Raw genomic sequence first — 25,136 nt, 5'->3', positions numbered from 1 at the left:
GATAATTCTGAATAACTGTAATCAAAAGGTAAATATACTTATGCACACTGGAAACGACGTAGATATGGTCTATAGTCATATGGCATTAAAATTTGCGCCTTAAAACTGTTGGGCCGATTGTGGCACCGCAAGGGCGTAATACTCTGCAGGAGACAACAATGAAAATTTTCCAACGCTACAACCCGCTACAGGTGGCGAAGTACGTGAAGATCCTGTTCCGTGGACGGTTATATATCAAGGATGTTGGCGCTTTTGAGTTCGATAAGGGTAAGATTCTTATCCCAAAAGTGAGAGACAAGCAGCACTTGTCTGTGATGTCTGAAGTTAACCGTCAGGTTATGCGTCTGCAAACTGAGATGGCGTAACCAAAAGTGCTATGCAGTAGGTTAAAAAAGTAAAAAAAAACGGCTCCTGAATCAGGAGCCGTTGATGTTTCTGGCAAACGAATTTCAGGCCGCGCTGTCTTCTTTACCTTGCGCATCGGGCAGTTTCGGCGCCGGTACGTTGCTTTTATTGTCGAGACGCGTCACCAGCAACTGATCGATACGGTAGTTGTCGATATCCACCACTTCAAATTTGTAGCCGGAAAACTTCACCGAATCAGTACGTTTTGGGATCTTGCGCAGCATAAACATCATAAAGCCGCCAATGGTTTCATAGTTGCCGGATTGCGGAAACTCATCGATATCCAGCACGCGCATGACGTCGTCAATCGGCGTGCCGCCGTCAACCAGCCAGGAATTTTCATCGCGTGCCACAATTTGCTCTTCCAGTCCCTGGCCGACCAGGTCACCCATTAGCGTGGTCATCACATCGTTCAGCGTAATGATACCGACGACCAGCGCGTATTCATTCATAATGACCGCGAAATCTTCGCCCGCCGTTTTGAAACTTTCCAGCGCCTCAGAAAGGGTCAGCGTATCCGGTACAATCAAGGTATTGCGAATTTGCACGCCGCTATTCAGCGCCATACTTTGGTTCGCCAGCACGCGATTCAGCAGATCTTTGGAGTCTACATAGCCGATGATGTGGTCGATATCTTCATTACACACCAAAAATTTTGAGTGCGGATGTTCGGCGACCTTTTTCTTCAGGCTTTGTTCGTCTTCGTGCAGATCAAACCAGATGATACTTTCGCGCGACGTCATAGAAGACGGTACGGTGCGGGATTCAAGTTCAAACACATTTTCAATCAGTTCGTGCTCTTGCTTGCGCAAGACGCCCGCCAGCGCGCCGGCTTCCACCACTGCGTAAATATCATCAGAAGTAATGTCGTCTTTCCGCACCATTGGAATTTTGAACAGGCGGAAGATGTTGTTTGCCATGCCGTTAAACAGCCACACCAGCGGGCGAAAAACGAACAGGCAGAAGCGCATCGGGTTGATGATACGCAAAGCCACAGCTTCTGGCGCAATCATACCGATGCGTTTCGGGGTTAAATCCGCGAACAGGATAAACAGCCCCGTCACCAGCGAGAAAGAGAGAATAAAGCTCAGCTGCTCGGAGAGTTCTGGCGACATATAGTGCGAGAAAAGGGCGGAAAAGGCGGGCGAAAATGCCGCATCGCCGACGATACCGCCAAGAATAGCGACGGCGTTCAGGCCAATTTGCACAACGGTGAAAAACATGCCGGGATTTTCCTGCATTTTCAATACGCGTTGTGCGTTGATACTGCCTTCATCAGCTAATAACTTAAGTTTAATCTTACGTGATGCGGCAAGCGAGATCTCGGAGATGGAGAAGAACGCACTTACAGCGATCAGGCAGAATATAATGAATATACTGTTTAACATATCTTATCCGGCGAAACGCCAGATCCTCGGAAGGGAAGTTTATAAATCCGTGTGGTAACGTTTAATGAAAACCGGCTCGTAGCAGTGAGCCGATAAGTTCAGGGCTAGTATAGCGTAAGCTACTGTAAAGTCGCCAGAGGGTTCATTTTCAACTCCGACAAGTTCCCCTTACGCCAGCGCCGTCACGCGTCAGGCGGCAGGCAAACGCCGATCCCGCCAATCCCACAGTAACCGTATGTATTTTTGTGCAGATATTGTTGGTGTTCATCTTCGGCGTAGTAAAACGGCGTCGCATGGGCGATTTCCGTGGTAATGGGGCGATGGTCTCCGGCGGCGGCCATTGCCGACTGAAAGCGCTCGCGACTGGCGTGAGCGGCGGCACTCTGTTCCGGCGTTAAGGGATAAATCGCCGAACGGTATTGCGTACCGTGATCGTTACCCTGTTGCATCCCCTGCGCCGGATCGTGATTTTCCCAGAAGATCTGTAAAAGCTGCTCATAACGGATAACGGCAGGATCGTACACTATCCGTACTGCTTCGGCATGACCGGTCTGCCCGGAGCAGACTTCCCGGTAGGTTGGATTAGGCGTGTAACCGCCCGCATACCCTGCTGCGGTGCTATATACGCCGGGCAATTGCCAGAATAAACGTTCTACTCCCCAGAAACAGCCCATAGCGAAGTAGGCGATCTCCATCCCGGCAGGGACATTGGTCATAGAGTGTTCATTTACCGCATGCAGAGTGGCGATCGGCATCGGGGTGTTGCGTCCTGGTAACGCATCTGCTTGAGTAACCAGATGTTTTTTATCAAATAAACTCATGAGCTATTCTCCCGAAAGCGTTAATTGGCGTTAAGGTTGTAACGAGACGCATCTTTGCACACAATAACAACATTAATGTATCTGGATTTAACCATAAGAAATATTTGGGCAGTCGTCTGCTTTTCAATCGAAATTGTTGATTTTATGTTAATCCGCGGAGCGGTAGTGTGATTTTTTCCAGGGGTGGGAATAGGGGATATTCAGGAGAAAATGTGCCACATATCCGTCAGTTATGTTGGGTTAGTTTACTGTGCCTGAGCAGTTCTGCGGTAGCCGCAAATGTTCGTCTGAAAGTCGAAGGGCTATCCGGAGAGCTGGAAAAAAACGTTCGCGCACAGCTCTCTACGATTCAGAGCGATGAGGTGACGCCGGATCGGCGCTTTCGCGCCCGAGTTGATGATGCGATTCGCGAAGGGCTTAAAGCGTTAGGCTATTACGAACCCACTATCAATTTCGACTTGCTTCCACCGCCTGCGAAAGGACGGCAGGTATTAATCGCCAGGGTTACGCCCGGCCAGCCGGTGTTGATTGGCGGTACAGAAGTTATTTTACGCGGCGGCGCGCGTACGGACAAAGATTATCTGGCCTTACTGAAAACGCGTCCGGCAATCGGCACGGTGCTGAACCAGGGAGACTATGACAATTTTAAGAAATCGTTAACCAGCGTGTCGCTACGTAAAGGCTATTTCGACAGCGAATTCGTTAAAAGTCAGTTGGGAATTGCTCTGGGCCGTCATCAGGCGTTTTGGGATATTGATTATGATAGCGGTGAGCGCTATCGCTTCGGACCTGTCATCTTCGAAGGTTCGCAGATTCGTGATGAATATTTACAAAATCTGTTGCCGTTTAAAGAGGGCGATGAGTACGAATCGAAAGATTTGGCGGAACTAAACCGCCGACTTTCCGCTACCGGATGGTTTAATTCTGTCGTGGTGGCGCCGGAATTTGAGAAATCGCGTAAAACAAAAATTCTGCCGTTAAAAGGCGTGGTATCGCCGCGAACCGAAAACACGATTGAAACCGGGGTGGGGTACTCCACCGACGTCGGGCCGCGCGTGAAAGCGTCGTGGAAAAAACCGTGGATGAACTCCTACGGTCATAGCCTGACCACCAGCACCAGTATTTCTGCGCCGGAACAGGTGCTGGATTTTAGTTATAAAATGCCGCTGCTGAAAAACCCGCTGGAGCAATACTATCTGGTACAAGGCGGTTTTAAACGTACCGATTTGAATGATACGGAGCAGGACTCGACCACGCTTGCCGTGTCGCGTTACTGGGACCTTTCCAGCGGTTGGCAGCGGGCAATTAACCTGCGCTGGAGTTTCGACCACTTTACCCAGGGGAACGTCACCAATACCACCATGCTGTTCTACCCGGGCGTGATGATCAGCCGAACCCGCTCGCGAGGGGGGCTGATGCCAACCTGGGGCGATTCGCAGCGCTACTCGGTAGACTATTCGAATACGGCCTGGGGCTCCGACGTGGATTTCTCCGTGCTGCAGGCGCAAAACGTCTGGATTCGGACTTTGTACGATCGCCACCGTTTTGTGATGCGCGCCAATTTGGGCTGGATAGAAACCGGTGATTTCGACAAAGTTCCGCCGGATTTACGTTTCTTCGCCGGGGGCGACCGCAGTATTCGCGGCTATAAATACAAATCTATTTCGCCTAAAGATAGCGACGGCAATCTTAAAGGTGCCTCAAAACTGGCAACCGGATCGCTGGAGTACCAGTATAACGTCACCGGCAAATGGTGGGGGGCGGTGTTTGTCGATAGCGGCGAGGCGGTGAGTGATATTCGCCGTAGCGATTTCAAAACCGGGACCGGGGTCGGCGTGCGCTGGGCGTCGCCGGTTGGGCCTGTCAAACTCGATTTTGCCGTACCGGTCGGCGACAAAGACGAACACGGTTTACAGTTTTATATCGGTCTGGGGCCTGAATTATGAGTTTATGGAAGAAAATAAGCCTCGGCGTGTTGATTTTCATTATGGTGTTACTGGCGAGCGTTGCGTTTCTGGTCGGGACGACGACGGGGCTGCATCTGGTATTCAGTGCGGCGAACCGCTGGGTGCCGGGGCTGGAGATTGGGCAGGTCACCGGCGGCTGGCGTGACTTATCGTTAAAAAATATCCGCTATGAGCAGCCGGGCGTTGCGGTGAATGCGGGCGAAATTCATCTGGCCGTCGGGCTTGATTGCCTGTGGCGCAGTAGCCTGTGCGTCAATGATCTGGCGCTAAAAGACATTAATGTCGCTATCGACAGCAAAAAAATGCCGCCTTCCGAACCGGCGCAAGAAGAGGAAGAAAGCGGACCGCTGAACCTCTCCACGCCCTGGCCCATCACGCTGTCGCGCGTGGCGCTGAATAACATCAATATCAAGATTGATGACACTACCGTTTCGGTGTTGGATTTTACCTCCGGACTGGCATGGCAGGAGAAAAACCTGACCCTGAAACCGACGCGGCTTCAGGGACTGCTGATTGCGCTGCCGAAGGTCGCTGAGGTGGCGCAGGAAGAGGTGGTTGAACCCAAAATCGAGAAACCTCAACCGGATGAAAAGCCGCTTGGCGAAACGCTAAAAGATCTGTTTGCAAAACCAGTAATGCCGGAGATGACCGATGTTCACCTGCCGCTCAATCTGAATATCGAGTCGTTTCGCGGCGAGCAGCTACGCATCACCGGCGATACCGATCTGACGGTGCGCACGATGCTGCTTAAAGTCAGCAGTATCGACGGTAATATGAAGCTGGATACTCTGGATATCGACGCCAACCAGGGCACGGTGAAGGCCTCCGGTACGGCGCAGCTCGCCAATAACTGGCCGGTTGATATTACGCTCAACAGTACGCTGAATATCGATCCGCTAAAGGGTGAAAAGATAAAACTCAAGGTCGGCGGCGCGTTACGCGAACAACTGGAGGTCGGGGTGAACCTTTCCGGGCCGATGGATGTCGCGCTTCGCGCCCAGACGCGGCTGGCGGAGGCCGGTTTACCGCTCAATCTTGAGGTCGTCAGCCAACGCATTGCCTGGCCATTGACGGGTGATACCCAGTTTCAGGCTGACGATCTGAAGCTCAAACTGAGCGGTAAGATGACCGACTATACGTTGTCGATGCGAACCGCCGTGAAAGGACAAGATATTCCGCCGGCGACCATCACGCTGGATGCCAAAGGGAATGAGCGGCAGATTAATCTCGATAAACTCACCGTCGCCGCTCTGGAGGGAAAAACCGAACTGAAAGCGCTGGTGGACTGGCAGCAGGCGATTAGCTGGCGTGGCGAACTGACGCTGAATGGCATCAATACCGCTAAAGAGATCCCGGACTGGCCCGCGAAGCTTAACGGCGTCATGAAAACCAAAGGCAGCCTCTACGGCGGCACCTGGCAGATGGATGTTCCGGAGCTCAAGCTGACCGGTAATGTGAAGCAGAATAGCGTTAACGTCAACGGGACGCTAAAGGGCAACAGCTACATGCAGTGGACGATCCCGGGGCTGCACCTTGTGCTGGGCCCAAACAGCGCCGATATAAAAGGCGAGCTTGGCGTTAAGGCGCTGAATCTTGACGCCGCCATCGATGCGCCAGGGCTGGATAATGCGCTGCCAGGGCTGGGCGGCATGGCAAAAGGAATCGTTAAAGTCCGTGGTACGGTAGAAGCGCCGCAGTTGTTGGCGGATATCACCGCCCGCGGTCTGCGCTGGCAGGAGCTGTCTGTCGCCCAGGCTCGCATTGAGGGCGATATTAAATCCACCGATCAGATAGCGGGCCATCTCAACGTTCGCGTAGAGCGGATTTCGCAACCCGACGTTAACATCAATCTGGTGACGCTTGACGCCAAAGGCAGCGAGAAGCAGCATCAGCTACAGCTCCGTGTGCAGGGAGAACCGGTATCCGGTCAACTCTCCCTGACAGGCAGTTTTGATCGCGAGGCGGCGCGCTGGAAAGGGACGTTAAGCGACACCCGTTTCCAGACGCCAGTGGGGCCATGGTCGTTGACCCGCGCGATTGCGCTGGACTACCGTAATAAAGAACAGAAAATCAGTATCGGGCCGCATTGTTGGCTGAACCCGAACGCCGAGCTGTGCATCCCGCAAACCATTGATGCGGGCGCCGCAGGACGGGCGGTGGTCAATCTCAACCGCTTTGATCTGGCGATGCTGAAGCCATTTATGCCTGATACCACTCAGGCCAGCGGGATCTTTAGCGGGAAAGCGGACGTGTCGTGGGACACCACCCAGGAGGGATTGCCGCAGGGGAAGGTCACGCTTTCCGGTCGTAATGTGAAGGTCACGCAGACCGTCAATGACGCGCCGTTACCGGTCGCGTTTGAGACGCTGAACCTCAGCGCCGATCTGCACAATAATCGCGCCGAGCTGGGATGGCTGATTCGCCTGACGAACAATGGTCAATTCGATGGCCAGGTGCAGGTAACCGATCCTCAGGGGCGGCGCAATCTCGGCGGTAACGTCAACATGCGCAATGTCAATCTGGCGATGGTCAACCCTGTCTTTTCGCGCGGCGAAAAAGCGGCGGGAATGTTAAACGCCAGGCTACGTCTGGGCGGCGATGTGCAAAGCCCGCAGTTATTTGGTCAGTTGCAGCTTAGCGCGCTGGATATTGACGGTAATTTTATGCCGTTTGAGATGCAGCCGAGCCAGCTCACCATGAACTTTAGCGGTACGCGTTCGACGCTCGCCGGTATCGTGCGAACACAACAAGGGCAAATTAACCTGAACGGCAACGCCGACTGGAGTCAGATTGACAACTGGCGCGCGCGGGTGACGGCGAAAGGCAGCCGGGTGCGGATTACCGTTCCGCCGATGGTGCGCCTGGATGTCTCGCCGGATGTGGTCTTTGACGCGACGCCTTCGCTGTTCACGTTGGATGGGCGTGTGGACGTTCCGTGGGCGCGAATTGTGGTGCACGACCTGCCGGAGAGCGCGGTCGGCGTCTCCAGTGATGTGGTTATGCTCAATAATGACCTGCAACCAGAAACGCCGCAGACAGCGTCTATTCCCATCAACAGTAATCTGACGGTCCACGTCGGCAACAACGTGCGCATCGACGCCTTCGGGCTTAAAGCGCGTTTGACCGGCGATTTGAAAGTCGCGCAGGATAAGCAGGGACTGGGGCTGAATGGTCAAATCAATATTCCTGACGGCCGATTCCACGCCTACGGCCAGGACCTGCTTGTCCGTAAAGGCGAGCTGCTGTTCTCCGGCCCGCCGGATCAGCCGCTGCTCAATATCGAAGCGATCCGTAACCCTGACGCCACCGAAGACGATGTCATTGCGGGCGTGCGTGTCACAGGCACTGCTGATGAACCCAAAGCGGAAATCTTCTCCGATCCGGCGATGCCGCAGGCTGAAGCGCTTTCTTATCTGCTGCGTGGGCAGGGGTTGGACAGCAATCAGAGTGATAGCGCAGCAATGACCTCCATGCTTATTGGCCTGGGGGTTGCGCAAAGTGGTCAGGTTGTGGGTAAAATCGGAGAGACATTCGGCGTAAGTAATCTGGCGCTGGACACGCAAGGGGTGGGCGATTCGTCCCAGGTTGTGGTCAGCGGCTATGTACTGCCGGGTCTACAGGTGAAGTATGGTGTAGGGATATTTGACTCTCTGGCGACGCTCACGTTACGTTATCGCCTGATGCCTAAGCTATATCTGGAAGCAGTGTCTGGCGTAGATCAGGCACTTGATTTGCTCTATCAGTTTGAGTTTTAGCAATGCGAATATTTGTCTATGGCAGTTTACGACAGAAACAAGGCAACAGTCACTGGATGACCAATGCCCAATTGCTTGGCGATTACCGTATCGATAACTACCAGTTGTATAGTCTGGGCCACTATCCAGGCGCAGTTCCGGGAAACGGAGCGGTATACGGTGAAGTTTATCGAATTGATAACGCCACGCTGGCCGAACTTGATGCTTTGCGCACCAGGGGCGGTGAATACGCACGCCAGTTAATCCAGACGCCTTACGGCAGCGCATGGATGTATGTATATCAACGTCCTGTTGATGGGTTAACTCTGATTGAAAGCGGTGACTGGTTAGACAGAAACCAGCCCTGAACTGAACACGCCACCCTCGGGTGGCGTTGTTTTTTTACATTCTGGCTGATGGCGCTAGCGCCGGGCATGGTGAGCTCTTATTCTGCCGTAGATCAATAATGACGCGCCGCCCAGGATAACAATGCATCCAAGAACCATAAATCCCTGCATATAGCTGCCAGTTGTCCGGTAAAAATAGCCGACCATTAGGCCTGCCAACGTACCGCCGCCGCCAGCGCCGATGCCATTAATAATACCGGAGGCTGGGCCAATCGCATGGGGTTTAACGTTCGACTGGATAATCGACCAGATATTGGGGGTAAAGCTGGCGGCATAATAACCCATCGCCAGGGTAATGAGCGTGATTTTAAAGCCAGGCGCATCGACAAATGGCAGGAGAAATAACATCACACCGGGGATTAGTAGGCCCAGTGAAGCAATAAGTACACGCTTTTGTGTCTTATCACTGATCCATGAGATAGGGATTGCCAGTATAACCGCAGTCAGATAAGGCAGAGAACTGACCAATGCTTTACTGAATCCGGTATAGCCGAGAGAATTGACAACCATGGGGATCCATAACGTAATTCCCCAGAACAACATCCCTTGAGTGATGTAGGTAAAAATAAGGAGTAGGAAGGGGGTTCCGCCCAGCGATTCCAGGGTAAGTTTAGTTTTCTCTGTTGGCGCCGGCGCACGATAATAAGGCGCTTCTTCCTGTTTTTTCAGCATTGTTATATAAAGTGGAACCACAACAACAATGCCGATCACACCAGTGATAATAAAAACATTTCGCCAACCGAAGGCAGCATCCAGCGGGGACAAAATCATAAATCCCAGGCCTAATGCCAGGAACTGTCCATAATACTGGATAATACTGTTCGCCTGCGTCCGTTCTTTGTCTGAAAACCAGTCGCTGGCGAAGCGGGACTGCTGCGGCCAATAAATGCCTTCGGTAATGCCAAGCACCAGCCGACAAATCAAAATAACGTACACTGACGAGGTAAATCCGACAAAAACGGTCGCAATCGACCAGATTAGCACCATCAGAATGACTATTTTTTTCGGATCGTATCGCTGGGTAAATACGCCGCCAAAAATATTTGAAAAGGCATAGCCAATAAGAAATATGGTTAATACAATGCTGGCCGTTGCGCCATCAATATTCAGGTCGTGTGTAATCGTAGGTAACGTAACGGAAAGATTAGAACGGTCAAGATAAGCAACAAAAAGGCCGAACATTAATGTCGCGCCGATCCGTAGCCATTTTTGCATTGAGGTCATTTTTCAACTCCGTTTGGCCGCGCGCCAAAATCAATTTGACGAAATAATATCTCACCGGATTTTATGGTCATTTGTGGTACCAGCACATGCGTCCCCGTGAGCGTTTCACCATGAATATCGGCAAATTCAACATGCCTGTTTTTTAATTTAAAGATGGCGATATCGGCAAATGCCCCAGGGGCCAGCGTACCAATTTCTGCTGCCATGCCCAATAAAACTGCTGGGGTATGGGTACAGGCGTTAATGACATCGGTAAGCGCGACGCCGAGTGCTAAGTATTTCGATAAAATCCATGGTAAAGCGTAAACAGGCCAGGCGAGTTTAGTGATGGTTGAGAGATCGCTACTGATGATATCCGGAAGAAAGCCATTAGCGATGGCCCGGCGTGCCGTGTTCATTGAAAAATGGCTGCGACCATTGGCGGCATCAAATATAACGCCTCGTTCTCTTGCCTGACGGACTTCGGCTAAGACGGCGCCTTCATCAGTAAGAATGGTGCTACCTTTGCCGTGAAACGCATGAGCGATAATATCGCCGCGGCGTAGCAAGGAGACAAGTTCTTTCATGGGAACAACGGGATGAGTCGAGTGTATTGCCACGGGACACCTTAAATCGTTGGCAATACGAAGGGATTCAGTCAGCGGTTTTAAGCCATATTCAGCAATGTCCTCAGTCTGAACCTTGAGTTTTAATCCCTGAAGAACGTTGCGATACTGGCGAAACAGCGCGTGGATCTTATTTTCATCAATATTGTCCGGATCATAATTTTCTTGTGACCAGGTTTGGCCCGGCGGCGACACGGTCAGAAACGCTTTGATTCGAACTTTGCTGGCGCAAATCACCGTTCGGTAGAAGGCATCAAAGTTTGCCGTACCGGCAGAACCTGCATCCACGACGGTAGTGACGCCATTCGGCGGCATGTACATATCAGGCCTGACGCCGCCTTCCGTCGCGTCATAAAAAACATGCGCGTGATAATCGATAAGACCAGGAGTGACGATCATGCCGTCGGCATGGATAATCCGGGTCTCCGAAGTTACAGGATATTTATCGGCATCAACGATAATATCGTTAATGATGCGTAACGTGTTAATCTCATTAATATTACGAGCGGGATCGATGATATGTCCACCGGTAATTAATATATCATTTTTCATCATAATCTCTTAAAATAGTAAATAATTATGGCAGCCCTTGAAAATATATTAAAAAGTGTGTTTTGAGCGGATGTTATGTTGGATTAAAAATACGGTTATTGGTAGGGAGAGCTTAGGATACCTTATTAAAAAGGTAATCGGGCTTATGCACTAAATAAGAATTTAGCGCTTGCTAATATTTAGGGCGTAAGTCCATGGGAGTCTGGGTGCATTCACAAAACAATTATTATCTTAAGCTTTTTAGAGAAAACGTGAGCGTATTCAACCCGTTTTAATAAAAAATAAGGTAAAATCTTATTCATTCCGTGAATGTTAAACTAATAATGATAAAAATTGTGTTCTATTCATTAGCCAATAAAAAGGCCCTCATTACTATGAGAGCCTTTATCTTGACGCTTATGTAAAAGCGAACTTATTTCTTCGCTGCGCGCTCGAAGGAGGCAACGATTTCCGCTTTAGCCGCTTCGGCGTTGTCCCAACCGTCAACTTTCACCCATTTGCCTTTTTCGAGATCTTTATAATGCTCGAAGAAATGAGTGATCTGCGCTTTCAGCAGTTCTGGCAGATCGTTCACATCTTTAATGTGATCGTACTCTTTGCTCAGTTTGGTGTGCGGTACGGCAACCAGTTTCGCATCTTCACCGGATTCGTCGGTCATTTTCAGTACGCCAACCGGACGGCAACGGATGACGGCGCCTGGCTGCAGCGGGTACGGCGTCGGGACCAGAACGTCTACCGGGTCGCCGTCCAGAGACAGGGTGTGGTTGATGTAACCGTAGTTGCACGGATAGAACATCGCGGTGGACATGAAGCGGTCAACGAACAGCGCGCCGCTCTCTTTGTCAACTTCGTATTTGATCGGATCTGCGTTAGCCGGGATCTCGATAACGACGTAGATATCTTCCGGCAGTTCTTTACCCGCCGGGACGTTGAGTAAGCTCATGTCTGTTTCCTTTGAATTTATGACAAACAAGTGGCGAGTATTATAGCCAACTCACGCCGAAAGTCTTCGCTTGTTTTCGTTTCCGCCTCATCTGGCGCGTCGTTGCGGAGCATAAACGACAAAGGTTAAGAACCGGAAAAATCACGGGCCTGATAAGGCAACGCCGCCATCGGACATGTTATTGCCTAATGGCGGCTTCATGCGTTATTCCGCATGGTGGTAAAGATTACGCGTCCGGGTATTCGCGGATAAAACGTTCCACATCGTCAACCATATGGCGGTTGCCGACGAAGAACGAGCGGCGCTGGTGCAGGCTTTCCGGAATGATATCCAGAATACGTTCTTTACCATCGCTTGCTTTGCCGCCGGCCTGTTCCGCGAGGAACGCCATCGGGTTGCATTCATACAGCAGACGCAGTTTTCCCTGCGGATGGCTGGCGGTGCTGGGGTAGAGATAGATGCCGCCTTTCAGCAGGTTGCGGTGGAAATCGGCCACCAGAGAGCCAATGTAACGTGAGGTATAAGGGCGACTTGTTGAACTATCCTCTTCCTGGCAGAATTTGATGTACTTCTTCACGCCATTCGGGAACTTAATATAGTTGCCTTCGTTAATGGAGTAGGTTTTACCCTTTTCCGGGAAACGCATACGTTCCTGGCACAGACAGAACACGCCCAACGACGGATCGTAGGTGAAAGCGTGTACGCCGCAGCCGGTGGTGTAAACCAGCATGGTGGACGAGCCATACACGACATATCCCGCAGCGACCTGTTTGTTGCCGGGTTGCAGGAAATCTTCTTCGGTGACCGGCGTGCCGACGGGCGTCACGCGGCGATAAATCGAGAAAATCGTACCGACAGAGACGTTAACGTCGATGTTAGAAGAGCCATCCAGAGGGTCCATCAGCACCACATATTTCGCGTGTTCGCAGCCTTCAAAGACGACGATTTCGTCCTCTTCTTCCGATGCGATGCCCGCTACAATATCGCGCGCTTTTAGTGCAGCTTTCAGTTTCTCGTTCGCGAACAGATCGAGTTTCTGCTGAACCTCGCCCTGTACGTTCTCAGCACCGCTGGCACCCAGGATATCGACCAGACCGGCCTTGTTGATATCGCGGTGGATGATCTTGGCGCCCAATTTTATTGCCGACAGCAAAGCAGTGAGCTCACCGGTAGCCTGAGAGAACTCGTGCTGCTTTTCGACAATAAATTCACCTAACGTTTTCATAACACTTTCCCTGCAATTGATTGGAGTAAAGCGACCGTAACAATCTTAACAAACATTTCAGATGATGCGCTCAGGTGAATCGCGCCAGCAAAGTACAGATTTACCTGAAATGCGTTTCTCACTTGCCAGACATGTGCGTAAAATGGCTCGCAGATAAAAAAAGGATAGTGACGTATGCGCATTCATATTTTGGGAATTTGTGGCACTTTCATGGGGGGGCTGGCGATGCTGGCTCGCTCGCTTGGTCATGAAGTAACGGGTTCGGACGCCAATGTGTATCCGCCGATGAGTACCTTACTTGAGAAGCAAGGCATTGATCTGATCCAGGGTTATGACGCCAGCCAGCTCGATCCGCAGCCGGATCTGGTGATTATCGGCAATGCGATGACGCGCGGGAATCCGTGCGTGGAAGCGGTGCTGGAAAAAAACATTCCCTTTATGTCTGGTCCACAGTGGCTGCACGACTTTGTGTTGCGCGATCGCTGGGTACTGGCGGTCGCCGGTACCCACGGTAAAACCACGACCGCAGGCATGGCGACCTGGATACTGGAAGCTTGCGGGTACAAACCGGGCTTCGTGATCGGCGGCGTACCGGGCAACTTTGAGGTTTCCGCGCGCCTGGGCGAGAGCCCGTTCTTTGTTATCGAAGCGGATGAGTACGACTGCGCGTTCTTTGATAAACGTTCTAAATTTGTGCATTACTGCCCGCGGACGCTGATCCTCAACAACCTTGAGTTTGATCATGCCGACATCTTCGACGATCTGAAAGCGATCCAGAAGCAGTTCCACCATCTGGTGCGCATCGTGCCGGGGCAGGGGCGCATCATCTGGCCGGAAAACGACATCAACCTGAAACAGACCATGGCGCTGGGCTGCTGGAGCGAGCAGGAGCTGGTGGGCGAGCAGGGACACTGGCAGGCGAAGAAGCTGACTACGGATGCTTCCGAGTGGGAAGTGTGGCTGGACGGCGAAAAAGTCGGCGATGTGAAATGGGGCCTGGTCGGCGAACATAACATGCACAACGGTCTGATGGCGATTGCCGCCGCGCGCCACGTGGGCGTCGCGCCCGCTGAAGCGGCCAGCGCGCTGGGGTCATTTATTAACGCCCGCCGCCGTCTGGAATTGCGCGGCGAAGCGAACGGCGTGACGGTGTATGACGATTTTGCTCACCATCCGACGGCAATTCTGGCCACGCTGGCGGCGCTGCGCGGTAAAGTGGGCGGCACCGCGCGCATTATCGCAGTGCTGGAGCCGCGTTCTAACACGATGAAAATGGGATTATGCAAGGATGACCTGGCACCGTCGTTAGGGCGTGCGGATGAAGTGTTCCTGCTGCAGCCGCCGCATATTCCGTGGCAAGTGGCGGAAGTCGCCGAAGCCTGCGTACAGCCTGCTCACTGGAGTGGAGATGTCGATACGCTGGCGGATATGGTGGTGAAAACCGCACAGCCTGGCGATCATATCCTGGTGATGAGCAACGGCGGTTTCGGCGGCATCCATCAGAAATTGCTGGATGGGCTGGCGAAAAAAGCACTGGTTGTGGAGTAAAAAATGCCCGGTGGCGCTGCGCTTACCGGGCCTACAATAGGTACATTCCCGTAGGCCGGAGAAGGCGCCAGCGCCGCCATCCGGCAGACGCTATCAACGTGTAAAATTACCCTTCGTTTTCCGCCAGCTCGCGCAGATACTGGAAGATCTGACGCGCTGATTTCGGCGGTTTGTTGCCTTCTTTCTCTTTCTTCGCATTGCGGATCAATGAACGAAGCTGTTGACGATCGGCGTGCGGCCACAGGGTCAGTACTTCGGCTACCGCGTCATCGCCTTCGACGATCAGACGATCGCGCAGATGCTCAAGCTTGTGAAACAGCACCACCTGCTGATTATGGCGGTTCTTCAGCTTGTCCAGCGCCTGGCGAATAGGTTCAACGTCGCGTTGGCGCAGCATTTTTCCGATAAGCTGCAACTGGCGGCGGCGTCCTTCCATTTTGATACGCTGGGCCAGTTCAATGGCGTCGCGCAGATCGGCGTCCAGCGGGATCTTATCCAGCGCGTTTTTCCCCAGATCCACCAGTTCCGCGCCCAGGCGTTTTAATTCCTCGGCATCGCGTTTAATTTCACTTTTACTGACCCAGATAATTTCATCGTCTTCGTCTTCGATGTCATCACCGGGAACGTCGTCGAGCCAGTCTTCGGGCTGCTTTGTCATGTCAGGCTCCTTAAAAAAAGAGGCTAATGTTACCAGTTAAGATGCGCACTGAAAAACGGTTCTCTGTTAGACTTCAGAGAAACTCTCTCTACATTATGGCATTTGCAATGAAAGTAATCTCACAAGTTGAAGCGCAGCGTAAGATTCTGGAAGAAGCAGTTTCGACAGCGCTGGAGTTAGCCTCAGGCAAATCGGATGGGGCGGAAGTCGCCGTCAGCAAGACCACCGGCATTAGCGTCAGCACCCGTTATGGTGAAGTAGAGAATGTCGAATTTAATAGCGACGGCGCGCTGGGCATTACGGTGTATCACCAGAACCGCAAAGGCAGCGCCTCTTCGACGGATTTAAGCCCGCAGGCGATTGCCCGTACCGTGCAGGCCGCGCTGGATATCGCGCGTTACACGTCGCCGGACCCGTGCGCAGGCGTGGCGGACAAAGAACTGCTGGCGTTTGACGCGCCGGATCTGGACTTGTTCCACCCGGCAGAGGTTACGCCAGACGAAGCCATTGAACTGGCCGCGCGTGCGGAGCAGGCTTCTCTAAAGGCGGATAAACGCATCACCAATACTGAAGGCGGGAGCTTTAACAGCCATTACGGCATTAAAGTGTTCGGCAACAGCCACGGCATGTTGCAGGGATATTGCTCCACGCGCCATTCGCTCTCAAGCTGCGTCATCGCTGAAGAGAACGGCGACATGGAGCGCGATTACGCTTACACCATCGGTCGGGCAATGGCGGATCTGCAAGCGCCGGAATGGGTCGGGGCCGAGTGCGCGCGCCGCACCTTATCCCGCCTGTCGCCGCGCAAGCTCTCCACCATGAAAGCGCCGGTCATTTTCGCCAATGAAGTGGCGACAGGGCTATTTGGTCATCTGGTCGGGGCGATTGCCGGCGGCGCGGTATACCGTAAATCCACTTTTCTGCTCGACTCGCTGGGCAAACAAATTCTGCCGGAATGGTTAACCATCGAAGAACACCCGCATCTGCTAAAAGGGCTGGCGTCTTCGCCGTTCGACAGCGAAGGCGTGCGTACAGAGCGCCGGGACATTGTGAAGGATGGCGTACTGACGCAATGGTTGCTGACCAACTATTCCGCCCGCAAACTGGGGCTGAAAAGTACCGGTCATGCTGGCGGGATTCATAACTGGCGTATCGCCGGGCAGGGGCTGAACTTTGAGCAGTTGCTAAAAGAGATGGGCACCGGCCTGGTGGTGACGGAACTGATGGGCCAGGGCGTCAGCGGTATTACCGGCGACTACTCCCGCGGCGCTGCGGGATTCTGGGTTGAAAATGGTGAAATCCAGTACCCGGTAAGTGAAATTACCATTGCCGGTAATTTAAAAGAGATGTGGCGTAATATTGTCACCGTGGGTGATGATATTGAAACGCGCAGTAATATACAGTGTGGTTCGGTATTGTTACCGGAGATGAAAATCGCCGGACAATAATACCCGTCATACTTCAGGCTGCAGGCGCGTTGGCTGCCTGCAACTCGAATTATTCAGGGTATTACACTTATCGTTAATAATAAAAAAGGAAGTGAGCAATGCGTAAAAGCCTGTTAGCTATTCTTGCTGTGTCATCGCTGGTATTCGGTTCGGCTGTTTTTGCTGCCGATCTTGAAGATAATATGGATATTCTCAATGATAACCTGAAAGTTGTTGAGAAAACGGATAGTGCCCCTGAACTGAAAGCGGCATTAACCAAAATGCGCGCGGCCGCGCTGGATGCTCAAAAAGCTACGCCGCCAAAGCTGGAAGATAAAGCGCCGGATAGCCCGGAAATGAAGGATTTTCGTCACGGTTTTGACATTCTGGTCGGCCAAATTGATGGCGCGCTGAAGCTGGCGAACGAAGGTAACGTTAAAGAAGCGAAAGCGGCGGCGGAAGCGCTAAAAACCACCCGCAATACGTATCATAAGAAGTATCGTTAATTTTTGTGGGATGGCGGCTTCGCTTTATCCGCAGGTCGCCATCCGGCAAAATGTAATACCCATCACACTTTCTCACTTTATACGGCAACGTCATTGTTTCGCCATTTCCTCTTTATGCCGCGATAGATCTCACACTTTCCCGGCGATAATTCATTAATGCCGCCTTTTCTGTGGCGCAGATCACCTATCCCACTCGCGTTTCCACTTCGAGGTGGAAAATAACTCGCTACAAACTTTTAACCCTTGCCGCTAGTTTTATCTCATTGCCATTAACGGGGTGAGACGCGTGGATAACGGAGCAGTAAAACACGATGCCGGTGAGCGAATTAACGAACTGGCTGAACAGGTGTTAACGCAGGTGGATGGCCTGCTGGGGCGTCATCACATTGTCCCCAATGCGGTACAGACGCAAATGCTGACCTCGCACGTTCGCGCGATGGCGCACCGGTCAATTACCGGCGAGCCTTTACCGGAAGTCGATGCCAGCTTGTTTGATGAAATCTCAGCCGAATCAATGGCGCTCGCCCGCGAAATCGTGGCGGCGTTTGGCAACCTTCCTGACGAAGAAGCCTGGCTATTATCGGTACATTTTGAAGTCGCGAAAGACAACCTCTAAGGAGCAAAAAATGGAACAGATTACCGTCGTGATTGGCGATCGCCTGGGTAAAGGCCAGAAAGTGGCGGCAGGCGTGGAAAAAGCGGGCGGTCGCGCGGTCGTCGTACCGGGCGTCGCGGCAGACATGAAGCTGGGCGATGTGATGAAAGCGGAAAACGCCACCTTCGGCATTTCATTTTGCGGCAGCGGCGGCGCGGGCGCTATCACCGCGCAAAACAAGCATGGCTACAAAGCCAAATATGGAATGCGGTCAGTGGATGAAGGCGTCACCGCTATCAATGAAGGCTGCAACGTGTTGGGTTTCGGCTTTATGGATAAAGAAGAGCTCGGCGAGCGCCTGGTGCAGGCGTGGCAAAAGAAATACGGCGCCTGATGATGAAAGAGCAATTCACCACCACGGTGAGAGTAAAAGGCAAGGGCGACGCCAAAGCACGCGCCTTTGCCGATGCGCTGAACCATGTTCAGTCGGCGGTGATGAGAGAGTCGCCGTATATCTTACTGCGTATTGAGCCACAGGATGTGCGGATTGTTCAGGCGCATGAGTCGGTGCGTAAAGAGGCCTTTCTGTTTTTCTTTTTGCGCCGGGAACGACGCACTTACAGCGTGGAGCTGGATGTGACCGTCAACGTGACCGCCATCAATCTCGACAGGGTGGATTTCGTCGCGAAACGCTGATTTTTATTAAAAAGGCATAGTTATGTTCCTGATAATACTAATTAAATCGCTCATTATCGGCGCGCTGGTCGGCGTAGGGGTGGGCGCTGGGGCTGCACGCATGTTTCACGCGCCAACCACGCAGGGGATGGGCGCGTTCCGTACGTTGGGTGAACTCAACTCTTGTGAAGGCGACCCGGCATCTCACTTCTCCTTTGGACTGGGTTTCTTCTTTAACGCCTGGGCGTCGTCTGTGGCGGCCGGATCGTTCACCCAGGATGTCGATCACCGCATCATCCCTAACTGGGGCGCGGCGGCGCTAATGATCAAAAACCGTAACGTTGGCGAGACGCTGCACGACCCGAAAAAAATGGCGATCGCCTGCGCCGTCATCGGCATGATCGTCGTGACGTTCCTTAACCTGACCGCCTCATCCGTGCCAGAAGCGTTACAGGTGACGGCGGTTAAGGTGCTGGTACCGGCGGCAAACCTGCTGGTCAACATCGTCATGCCTGTGATCTTCTGGTTAGCGGCGATCGACGCCGGTAAAAAATCGGGCTTCTGGGCCACCGTTTTCGGCGGCGCGGCGCAGCTCATCATGGGGAACGCCGTACCGGGGCTGGTACTGGGTATTTTGATCGGTAAAGGCGTAGAAGAGAGCGGCTGGAACCATGTCACCAAAGTGATGATGGTCGCCATCGTTTTGCTGTTTGTGTTGAGCGGCTTCTTCCGCGGCTTCGACATGAAAATGATCGAGTCTTTCAACATGACGGTACCGAACTGGCTTGAACTGATCCACAACTCGCTCAGCGGCAAATAACGGAGGCCACAATGGAAGAGAATAAAGGTTTTTGGTATGCCGACTGGTCGTTCCCGATCTTTGTTGGCCTGCTCTCCTCCGGCGTTTTCGCCGGGACGCATATGTACTATCTGTACGGTATCGGCGCATTTAACGAAGTCGCTTTTGTGGCGATGTTGAAAGCGGGGATGGATACCGGCGTCTACGGCGCGGTCGCCGCTTTCGGCGCCAGCTTTTTATTTGCCCGCATTATCGAAGGTTCGCTGGTCGGGATTCTGGATATCGGCGGGGCAATTCAGACCGGCGTGGGCTTAGGGGTTCCGGCGTTACTGCTGGGAGCTGGCTTTGTCTTCCCGGTGGCGAACTTTATCGCTTCGCTGATAACCGGTCTGGTGATTGGCCTGGCGATTGGCTACATCATTATTCTGGCGCGTAAGTTCACCATTAATCAGAGCGACTCCACGTACGGGGCGGACGTCATGATGGGGGCCGGTAACGCTTCAGGCCGCTTTCTGGGGCCGTTGATTATCCTCAGCGCCATGACGGCGTCGATTCCTATTGGTCTGGGCTCTCTGGTGGGCGCGCTGCTGTTTTATATCTGGCAGAAGCCGATTACCGGCGGCGCGATTTTAGGCGCGATGATCCTCGGTTCCATCTTCCCGGTTGCGATTAGCTAATTGTTGATTTGTAGGCCGGATAAGGCGGTTGCGCCGCCATCCGGCAAAGGAGAGAACGATGTTTGATTTACTCCTGCGCCATGCGCGTCTGGTCGATGACACGCTGACTAATATTGCCCTGCAAGACGGCAAAATCGCGGCGTTGGGTGACGTTGATGGTCCGGCGCTGAAAACCCTCGATCTACGCGGCGAGTGTTACGCCAGCGCGGGTTGGATTGATTCTCACGTTCACTGCTACCCGACATCGCCGATTTACCACGACGAACCGGACAGCGTGGGTATTGCCACTGGCGTTACCACAGTGGTGGATGCCGGTAGCACTGGCGCAGATGATATTGACGATTTTTACACCCTGACCCGTGACGCGGCCACCGAGGTTTATGCGCTGCTGAATGTTTCACGCGTCGGGCTTATTGCCCAAAACGAGCTGGCTAACATGGCCAATATTGACGCCGATGCGGTCCGGCAGGCGGTAAAACGCCACCCGGATTTTATCGTCGGCCTCAAGGCGCGGATGAGCAGCAGCGTGGTAGGCGTTAACGGCATCACGCCGCTGGAACGCGCTAAAGCCATGCAGCAAGAAAACGGCAACCTGCCGTTGATGGTGCATATTGGCAATAACCCGCCGGATCTGGACGAAATCGCGGAGCGTCTGACGGCGGGCGATATCATTACCCACTGTTACAACGGTAAGCCGAACCGTATTCTGACGCCGGAAGGCGAGCTGCGCGCCTCGGTGACACGAGCGCTGGCGCGCGGCGTGCGTCTGGACGTTGGGCATGGTACCGCCAGCCTGAGCTTTGCGGTGGCGAAACGCGCCATTAGCCTGGGGATTTTACCGCATACCATCAGTTCCGATATCTACTGCCGTAACCGCATCAATGGCCCGGTGCATTCGCTGGCTAATGTGATGTCGAAATTCCTCGCCATCGGCATGTCGCTGCCGCAGGTCATTGCGTGCGTGACGGCCAATGCCGCCGATAGCCTGAATCTGAAAACCAAAGGTCGTCTTCAGCCTGGTCTGGATGCCGACCTGACCCTCTTTACGCTTAAACGCCAGCCCACCGTGTTGGTAGACGCGGAAAACGACAGCTTACAGGCTGAAGAATTGCTGACGCCGCTTGCCGCGATACGCGCAGGCAAGGGCTATATGACCGAACAAGGGAGCGCGGAACATGCCTTCGATTTTTGAGAAGTATCAATTAAAACAGGTGATTAACGCCTCCGGGCGTATGACGGCGCTCGGCGTCTCCACGCCGCGCCCGGAAGTGATAGACGCGGCGATGGCCGGAATGAATCAGTATTTCGAGATGAAAGATCTGGTGAATAAAACCGGCGAGTACATTGCGAAATTGCTGGAAGTGGAAGGGGCGACGGTAGTCTCCTGCGCCAGTGCGGGCCTTGCCCAGTCGGTTGCCGCGGTACTGGTTCAGGACAGCGACTGGTTGCTGGAAAACCTGCACGTTACACCGATTGAAAATAACGAAATCGTCCTGCCAAAGGGCCACAACGTCAACTTTGGCGCGCCGGTGGGAACGATGGTGGCGCTGGGCGGCGGCAAACTGGTGGAAGCCGGTTACGCCAACGAATGTTCCGCCGCGCAGTTGGCGGCGGCCATTACGCCGCGCACGGCGGCTATTCTCTATATCAAATCTCACCACTGCGTACAGAAAAGTATGCTCAGCGTGGAGCAGGCTGCGGTGGTGGCGCGCACGCATAATCTCCCGCTGATTGTGGACGCGGCGGCGGAAGAAGATTTGCAGTGCTACTACCGCGTGGGCGCAGATCTCGTTATCTATAGCGGCGCGAAAGCGATTGAAGGGCCGACCAGCGGGCTGGTGATTGGCAAAACGCAGTATGTTGAGTGGGTAAAACGTCAGTCAGCGGGCATTGGCCGGGCGATGAAGGTCGGCAAAGAAGGAATTGTTGGCCTGACCTGCGCCATTGAATTGTACCTGCGGGCGCAAAAAGAGAGCGGCGCGGAGATGGTAGAAAAAATGGCGCCCTTTATCGACACGTTGAACACGTTTAACGGCGTCAGCGCCCGTGTGGTGTGGGACAGCGCCGGACGCGACATCGCGCGCACGGAAATTAAGTTTGATGAAGCCGTTACCGGCATCGCCACTGGCGACCTGGTCGACGCGCTGAAGCAAGGGGAATACGCGATTTACTTTCGCGGATACAAAGCCAACGAAGGGATTATTGAAGCGGATGTCCGCAGCGTCGATCGCGCGCAGTTAGCGATTGTGGCGCGTCGTATTGGCGAGGTGATTAATCAGGAGAAACAAGCATGAAACTGACCCCTAACTTTTACCGCGATCGCGTTTGCCTGAACGTACTGGCCGGTTCGAAAGATAACGCCCGGGAAATCTACGCGGCGGCGGAAGGTCATGTGCTGGTTGGCGTGCTCTCCAAAAACTATCCGGATGTGGCAAGCGCAGTCGCAGATATGCGTGAATATGCGGCGCTTATCGATAATGCGCTCTCCGTCGGACTGGGGGCAGGCGATCCTAACCAGTCGTCGATGGTGAGCGAAATCTCGCGTCAGGTACAGCCGCAGCATGTCAACCAGGTGTTTACCGGCGTAGGGACCAGCCGGGCGCTGCTGGGGCAAAACGAGACGGTGGTGAACGGTCTTGTCTCGCCGACCGGCACGCCGGGGCTGGTGAAAATTTCCACCGGCCCGCTAAGCAGCCGCGCGCCGGACGGCATCGTATCCATAGAAACGGCGATTGCGCTACTCAAAGACATGGGCGGCAGCTCCGTTAAATACTTTCCGATGGGAGGGCTCACCTGTCGCGACGAGTATAAAGCGGTGGCTGAGGCCTGCGCCCGCCATGATTTCTGGCTGGAACCGACGGGCGGCATCGATCTGGAAAACTTCGCCGAGATTCTGCACATCGCCCTTGATGCAGGTGTAAGCAAAATCATTCCTCACATTTATAGTTCGATTATTGATAAGGTGAGCGGCAACACCCGTGCGGACGATGTGCGTCAGTTACTCGCTATCGTCCGGTCGCGTGTCGGCTAATCATGAGGAGAGAGACGTGCGATTCCCCAACCAACGTTTAGCGCAGCTATTTGCGATGCTGCAAAACGAGACGCTGCCGCAGGACGAGCTGGCGCAGCGGTTGTCGGTCTCCACGCGTACCGTTCGGGCGGATATCGCCGCGCTGAACATGTTGCTGACGCCGCATGGCGCGCAATTTACTCTCAGCCGCGGCAACGGGTATCAGCTCAAAATTGATGATCCGGCACGTTATCAATCCCTGCAAACGCAGCAATCTCCCGCCCTGGAGCGCGGTCCGCGCACCAGCCAGGAGCGGATACACTATTTGCTGGCGCGTTTTTTAACCTCCGCCTTCTCGCTGAAGCTGGAGGATTTAGCAGATGAATGGTTTGTCAGCCGTGCGACGTTGCAGAACGATATGGCGGACGTACGCGAGCATTTGCTGCGTTATCATCTGACGCTGGAAACGCGTCCGCGTCATGGCATGAAATTGTTTGGCGGAGAGATGGCGATTCGCGCCTGTCTGACCGACCTTTTATGGACGCTGGCGCAGCAGGAGCCCTCCCATCCGTTAATTGTTAGTACCACGCTGAACACCGAGGTGTCTCAACGGCTGCAGTCTCTTTTGCCGGATATTTTCTCTCATTGTCAAATCCGCCTGACCGATGAGGGCGAGCTGTTTCTGCGTTTGTACTGCGCGGTGGCGGTACGGCGTATTCGCGAGGGGTATCCGTTATCGGAATGCGTGGCAGAGGAGGTCGATGAAAAAGTGCGCCATGCGGCGCATGAGATTGCGGAGCTACTACAACAGCTGGCCGACAAGCCGCTGTCGGAGCCGGAAGTAAGCTGGCTGAAGGTGCATATTGCCGCCCGCCAGGTACAGGAGATTGCCCCCAGCGCCATTAATGCCGATGATGAAGAGGCGCTGGTGCGCTATATCCTCGATTTTATTAATACCCAGTACAACTATAACCTGTTGAATGATAAACAGCTTCACGCGGACTTGCTGACCCACATCAAAACGATGATTACCCGCGTGCGCTACCAGATCATGATCCCCAACCCACTACTGGAAAATATTAAGCAGCACTATCCGATGGCGTGGGATATGACGTTGGCGGCGATATCGAGTTGGGGAAAATACACGCCGTATACCATTAGCGAAAACGAAATCGGTTTTCTGGTGCTGCATATTGGCGTTGGGCTGGAACGTAGTTACAACATTGGCTACCAGCGGCAGCCGCAGGTACTGCTGGTGTGCGATGCTGGTAATGCGATGGTGCGGATGATTGAAGCAGTACTGGCGCGGAAATACCCGCAGATTGAGATTGCCCGCACTCTGACGCTACGCGACTATGAGGCGCGGGACAGTATTGTGGAGGATTTTGTGATTTCCACGGCGCGGATCGGCGAAAAAGATAAGCCGGTCATCATGATCGCACCCTTTCCTACCGACTATCAATTGGAGCAGATCGGTAAGCTGGTGCTGGTGGACAGAACCCGCCCGTGGATGCTGGATAAATATTTCGATGCCTCGCATTTTCGCATCGTGGAAGGGGAAATAGATCAACAGACGCTGTTTAAAACGCTGTGCGATCAGTTGCATGAGGAAGGCTTTGTTGATGCGGCGTTTCTCGATTCGGTTATTGAGCGTGAAGCTATTGTCAGTACGTTATTAGGCGACGGGATTGCCTTGCCACACGCGCTGGGGCTGCTGGCGAAGAAAACGGTGGTTTATACGGTACTCGCGCCACAGGGGATTGTCTGGGGTGACGAAACGGCGCACGTTATTTTTTTACTCGCCATCAGCAAAAGTGAATATGAAGAGGCGATGGCCATCTACGATATTTTCGTCACTTTCCTGCGCGAACGCGCCATGACGCGCCTCTGCGCATGTCAGAATTTTACGCAATTTAAAACGGTCGCAATGGAGTGCGTAAGTCGTTTTTGACACTTTCCCGTCACGTCAT

At 53.3% G+C, this 25,136-nt stretch carries 23 protein-coding genes; 16 read left to right on the top strand and 7 right to left on the bottom strand.

Annotation, left to right across the window (positions count from 1 at the left end; genetic code table 11):
• Nucleotides 1-158 precede the first annotated feature (158 nt).
• Entirely contained in the window at nt 159-365 is a 207-nt protein-coding gene (locus ACLD11_RS13120; protein ID WP_000689229.1) for a DUF1107 domain-containing protein, read from the top strand.
• Between the two features lie 84 nt (nt 366-449).
• Here the strand turns inward: ACLD11_RS13120 and ACLD11_RS13115 are convergent, their stop codons facing one another.
• Nucleotides 450-1,793: a hemolysin family protein gene (locus ACLD11_RS13115; protein WP_000934974.1), complete on the bottom strand. Its 1,344-nt coding sequence runs from the start codon at nt 1,791-1,793 to the stop codon at nt 450-452.
• 182 nt (nt 1,794-1,975) lie between these two features.
• Complete coding sequence (gene msrA / locus ACLD11_RS13110; protein WP_076727949.1) at nt 1,976-2,614, bottom strand: peptide-methionine (S)-S-oxide reductase MsrA; 639 nt, start codon at nt 2,612-2,614, stop codon at nt 1,976-1,978.
• A 212-nt stretch (nt 2,615-2,826) separates the two neighbouring features.
• Here msrA and tamA point away from each other — a divergent pair, with 212 nt between their 5' ends.
• Genes tamA through ACLD11_RS13095 form a run of 3 tightly spaced genes read left to right on the top strand, consistent with a single transcriptional unit; the run spans nt 2,827 to nt 8,683 of the window.
• Entirely contained in the window at nt 2,827-4,560 is a 1,734-nt protein-coding gene (gene tamA / locus ACLD11_RS13105) for an autotransporter assembly complex protein TamA (RefSeq protein WP_411014983.1), read from the top strand.
• Complete coding sequence (gene tamB / locus ACLD11_RS13100; protein WP_411014982.1) at nt 4,557-8,336, top strand: autotransporter assembly complex protein TamB; 3,780 nt, start codon at nt 4,557-4,559, stop codon at nt 8,334-8,336. The genes tamA and tamB overlap by 4 nt, the downstream gene beginning before the upstream one ends.
• A gap of 2 nt (nt 8,337-8,338) precedes the next feature.
• Complete coding sequence (locus ACLD11_RS13095; RefSeq protein ID WP_001219167.1) at nt 8,339-8,683, top strand: gamma-glutamylcyclotransferase; 345 nt, start codon at nt 8,339-8,341, stop codon at nt 8,681-8,683.
• Between the two features lie 54 nt (nt 8,684-8,737).
• Here ACLD11_RS13095 and ACLD11_RS13090 read toward each other — a convergent pair whose 3' ends face one another.
• The 4 genes from ACLD11_RS13090 to fbp all read right to left on the bottom strand — a co-directional run bounded on the left by ACLD11_RS13090 (nt 8,738) and on the right by fbp (nt 13,271).
• A complete protein-coding gene (locus ACLD11_RS13090; RefSeq protein ID WP_000203131.1) occupies nt 8,738-9,946 on the bottom strand; it encodes an MFS transporter in 1,209 nt (402 codons plus the stop codon).
• Nucleotides 9,943-11,106 (bottom strand): metallo-dependent hydrolase, encoded by a 1,164-nt coding sequence (locus ACLD11_RS13085; protein ID WP_183059441.1) that lies wholly within the window; start codon nt 11,104-11,106, stop codon nt 9,943-9,945. Before ACLD11_RS13085 ends, ACLD11_RS13090 begins: the two co-directional genes overlap by 4 nt.
• Before the next feature lie 409 nt (nt 11,107-11,515).
• Nucleotides 11,516-12,046 (bottom strand): inorganic diphosphatase, encoded by a 531-nt coding sequence (gene ppa / locus ACLD11_RS13080; RefSeq protein ID WP_000055079.1) that lies wholly within the window; start codon nt 12,044-12,046, stop codon nt 11,516-11,518.
• A gap of 226 nt (nt 12,047-12,272) precedes the next feature.
• Nucleotides 12,273-13,271 (bottom strand): class 1 fructose-bisphosphatase, encoded by a 999-nt coding sequence (fbp, locus tag ACLD11_RS13075; protein ID WP_000853764.1) that lies wholly within the window; start codon nt 13,269-13,271, stop codon nt 12,273-12,275.
• Nucleotides 13,272-13,445: 174 nt separating this feature from the next.
• Between fbp and mpl the strand changes: the two genes are divergently transcribed.
• Entirely contained in the window at nt 13,446-14,819 is a 1,374-nt protein-coding gene (gene mpl / locus ACLD11_RS13070) for a UDP-N-acetylmuramate:L-alanyl-gamma-D-glutamyl-meso-diaminopimelate ligase (protein WP_001219830.1), read from the top strand.
• Nucleotides 14,820-14,925: 106 nt separating this feature from the next.
• Here the strand turns inward: mpl and yjgA are convergent, their stop codons facing one another.
• On the bottom strand, nt 14,926-15,477 hold the full coding sequence (gene yjgA, locus ACLD11_RS13065) for a ribosome biogenesis factor YjgA (protein WP_000166287.1): 552 nt from the start codon (nt 15,475-15,477) through the stop codon (nt 14,926-14,928).
• A 95-nt stretch (nt 15,478-15,572) separates the two neighbouring features.
• Here yjgA and pmbA point away from each other — a divergent pair, with 95 nt between their 5' ends.
• The 11 genes from pmbA (at nt 15,573) to ACLD11_RS13010 (ending at nt 25,117) form a co-directional block, all read left to right on the top strand.
• Nucleotides 15,573-16,925: a metalloprotease PmbA gene (pmbA, locus tag ACLD11_RS13060; protein WP_000852994.1), complete on the top strand. Its 1,353-nt coding sequence runs from the start codon at nt 15,573-15,575 to the stop codon at nt 16,923-16,925.
• Between the two features lie 98 nt (nt 16,926-17,023).
• The gene (gene cybC, locus ACLD11_RS13055; protein WP_001232231.1) at nt 17,024-17,410 is read left to right on the top strand and encodes a cytochrome b562; all 387 of its coding nucleotides are present in this window, start codon (nt 17,024-17,026) and stop codon (nt 17,408-17,410) included.
• 277 nt (nt 17,411-17,687) lie between these two features.
• Nucleotides 17,688-18,026: a glycine dehydrogenase gene (locus ACLD11_RS13050; protein WP_001255103.1), complete on the top strand. Its 339-nt coding sequence runs from the start codon at nt 17,688-17,690 to the stop codon at nt 18,024-18,026.
• A 10-nt stretch (nt 18,027-18,036) separates the two neighbouring features.
• A complete protein-coding gene (locus ACLD11_RS13045; protein WP_000435389.1) occupies nt 18,037-18,399 on the top strand; it encodes an SFCGS family glycine-rich protein in 363 nt (120 codons plus the stop codon).
• Complete coding sequence (locus tag ACLD11_RS13040) at nt 18,399-18,701, top strand: DUF4312 family protein (RefSeq protein WP_000975187.1); 303 nt, start codon at nt 18,399-18,401, stop codon at nt 18,699-18,701. The genes ACLD11_RS13045 and ACLD11_RS13040 overlap by 1 nt, the downstream gene beginning before the upstream one ends.
• Before the next feature lie 22 nt (nt 18,702-18,723).
• On the top strand, nt 18,724-19,500 hold the full coding sequence (locus ACLD11_RS13035) for a DUF4311 domain-containing protein (RefSeq protein ID WP_000478578.1): 777 nt from the start codon (nt 18,724-18,726) through the stop codon (nt 19,498-19,500).
• 11 nt (nt 19,501-19,511) lie between these two features.
• Entirely contained in the window at nt 19,512-20,156 is a 645-nt protein-coding gene (locus tag ACLD11_RS13030; protein WP_411011537.1) for a DUF4310 family protein, read from the top strand.
• Nucleotides 20,157-20,214: 58 nt separating this feature from the next.
• The gene (locus tag ACLD11_RS13025; protein ID WP_411011538.1) at nt 20,215-21,348 is read left to right on the top strand and encodes an amidohydrolase/deacetylase family metallohydrolase; all 1,134 of its coding nucleotides are present in this window, start codon (nt 20,215-20,217) and stop codon (nt 21,346-21,348) included.
• Complete coding sequence (locus ACLD11_RS13020; RefSeq protein WP_001139178.1) at nt 21,332-22,450, top strand: DgaE family pyridoxal phosphate-dependent ammonia lyase; 1,119 nt, start codon at nt 21,332-21,334, stop codon at nt 22,448-22,450. Before ACLD11_RS13025 ends, ACLD11_RS13020 begins: the two co-directional genes overlap by 17 nt.
• Nucleotides 22,447-23,187: a 2-dehydro-3-deoxy-phosphogluconate aldolase gene (gene dagF, locus ACLD11_RS13015; RefSeq protein WP_411014981.1), complete on the top strand. Its 741-nt coding sequence runs from the start codon at nt 22,447-22,449 to the stop codon at nt 23,185-23,187. Before ACLD11_RS13020 ends, dagF begins: the two co-directional genes overlap by 4 nt.
• A 16-nt stretch (nt 23,188-23,203) precedes the next feature.
• Nucleotides 23,204-25,117 carry a BglG family transcription antiterminator gene (locus tag ACLD11_RS13010; protein ID WP_141022906.1) on the top strand — a complete coding sequence of 638 codons (1,914 nt, stop codon included), beginning with the start codon at nt 23,204-23,206 and terminating at the stop codon, nt 25,115-25,117.
• Nucleotides 25,118-25,136 lie beyond the last annotated feature (19 nt).

This window comes from Salmonella sp. 741265116_PST, assembly GCF_046567715.1.
GTDB classification, from domain to species: domain Bacteria; phylum Pseudomonadota; class Gammaproteobacteria; order Enterobacterales; family Enterobacteriaceae; genus Salmonella; species Salmonella enterica.
The sequence above is the reverse complement of the archived record's forward strand: the minus strand, read 5'-3'. Positions and strand labels throughout refer to the sequence as shown.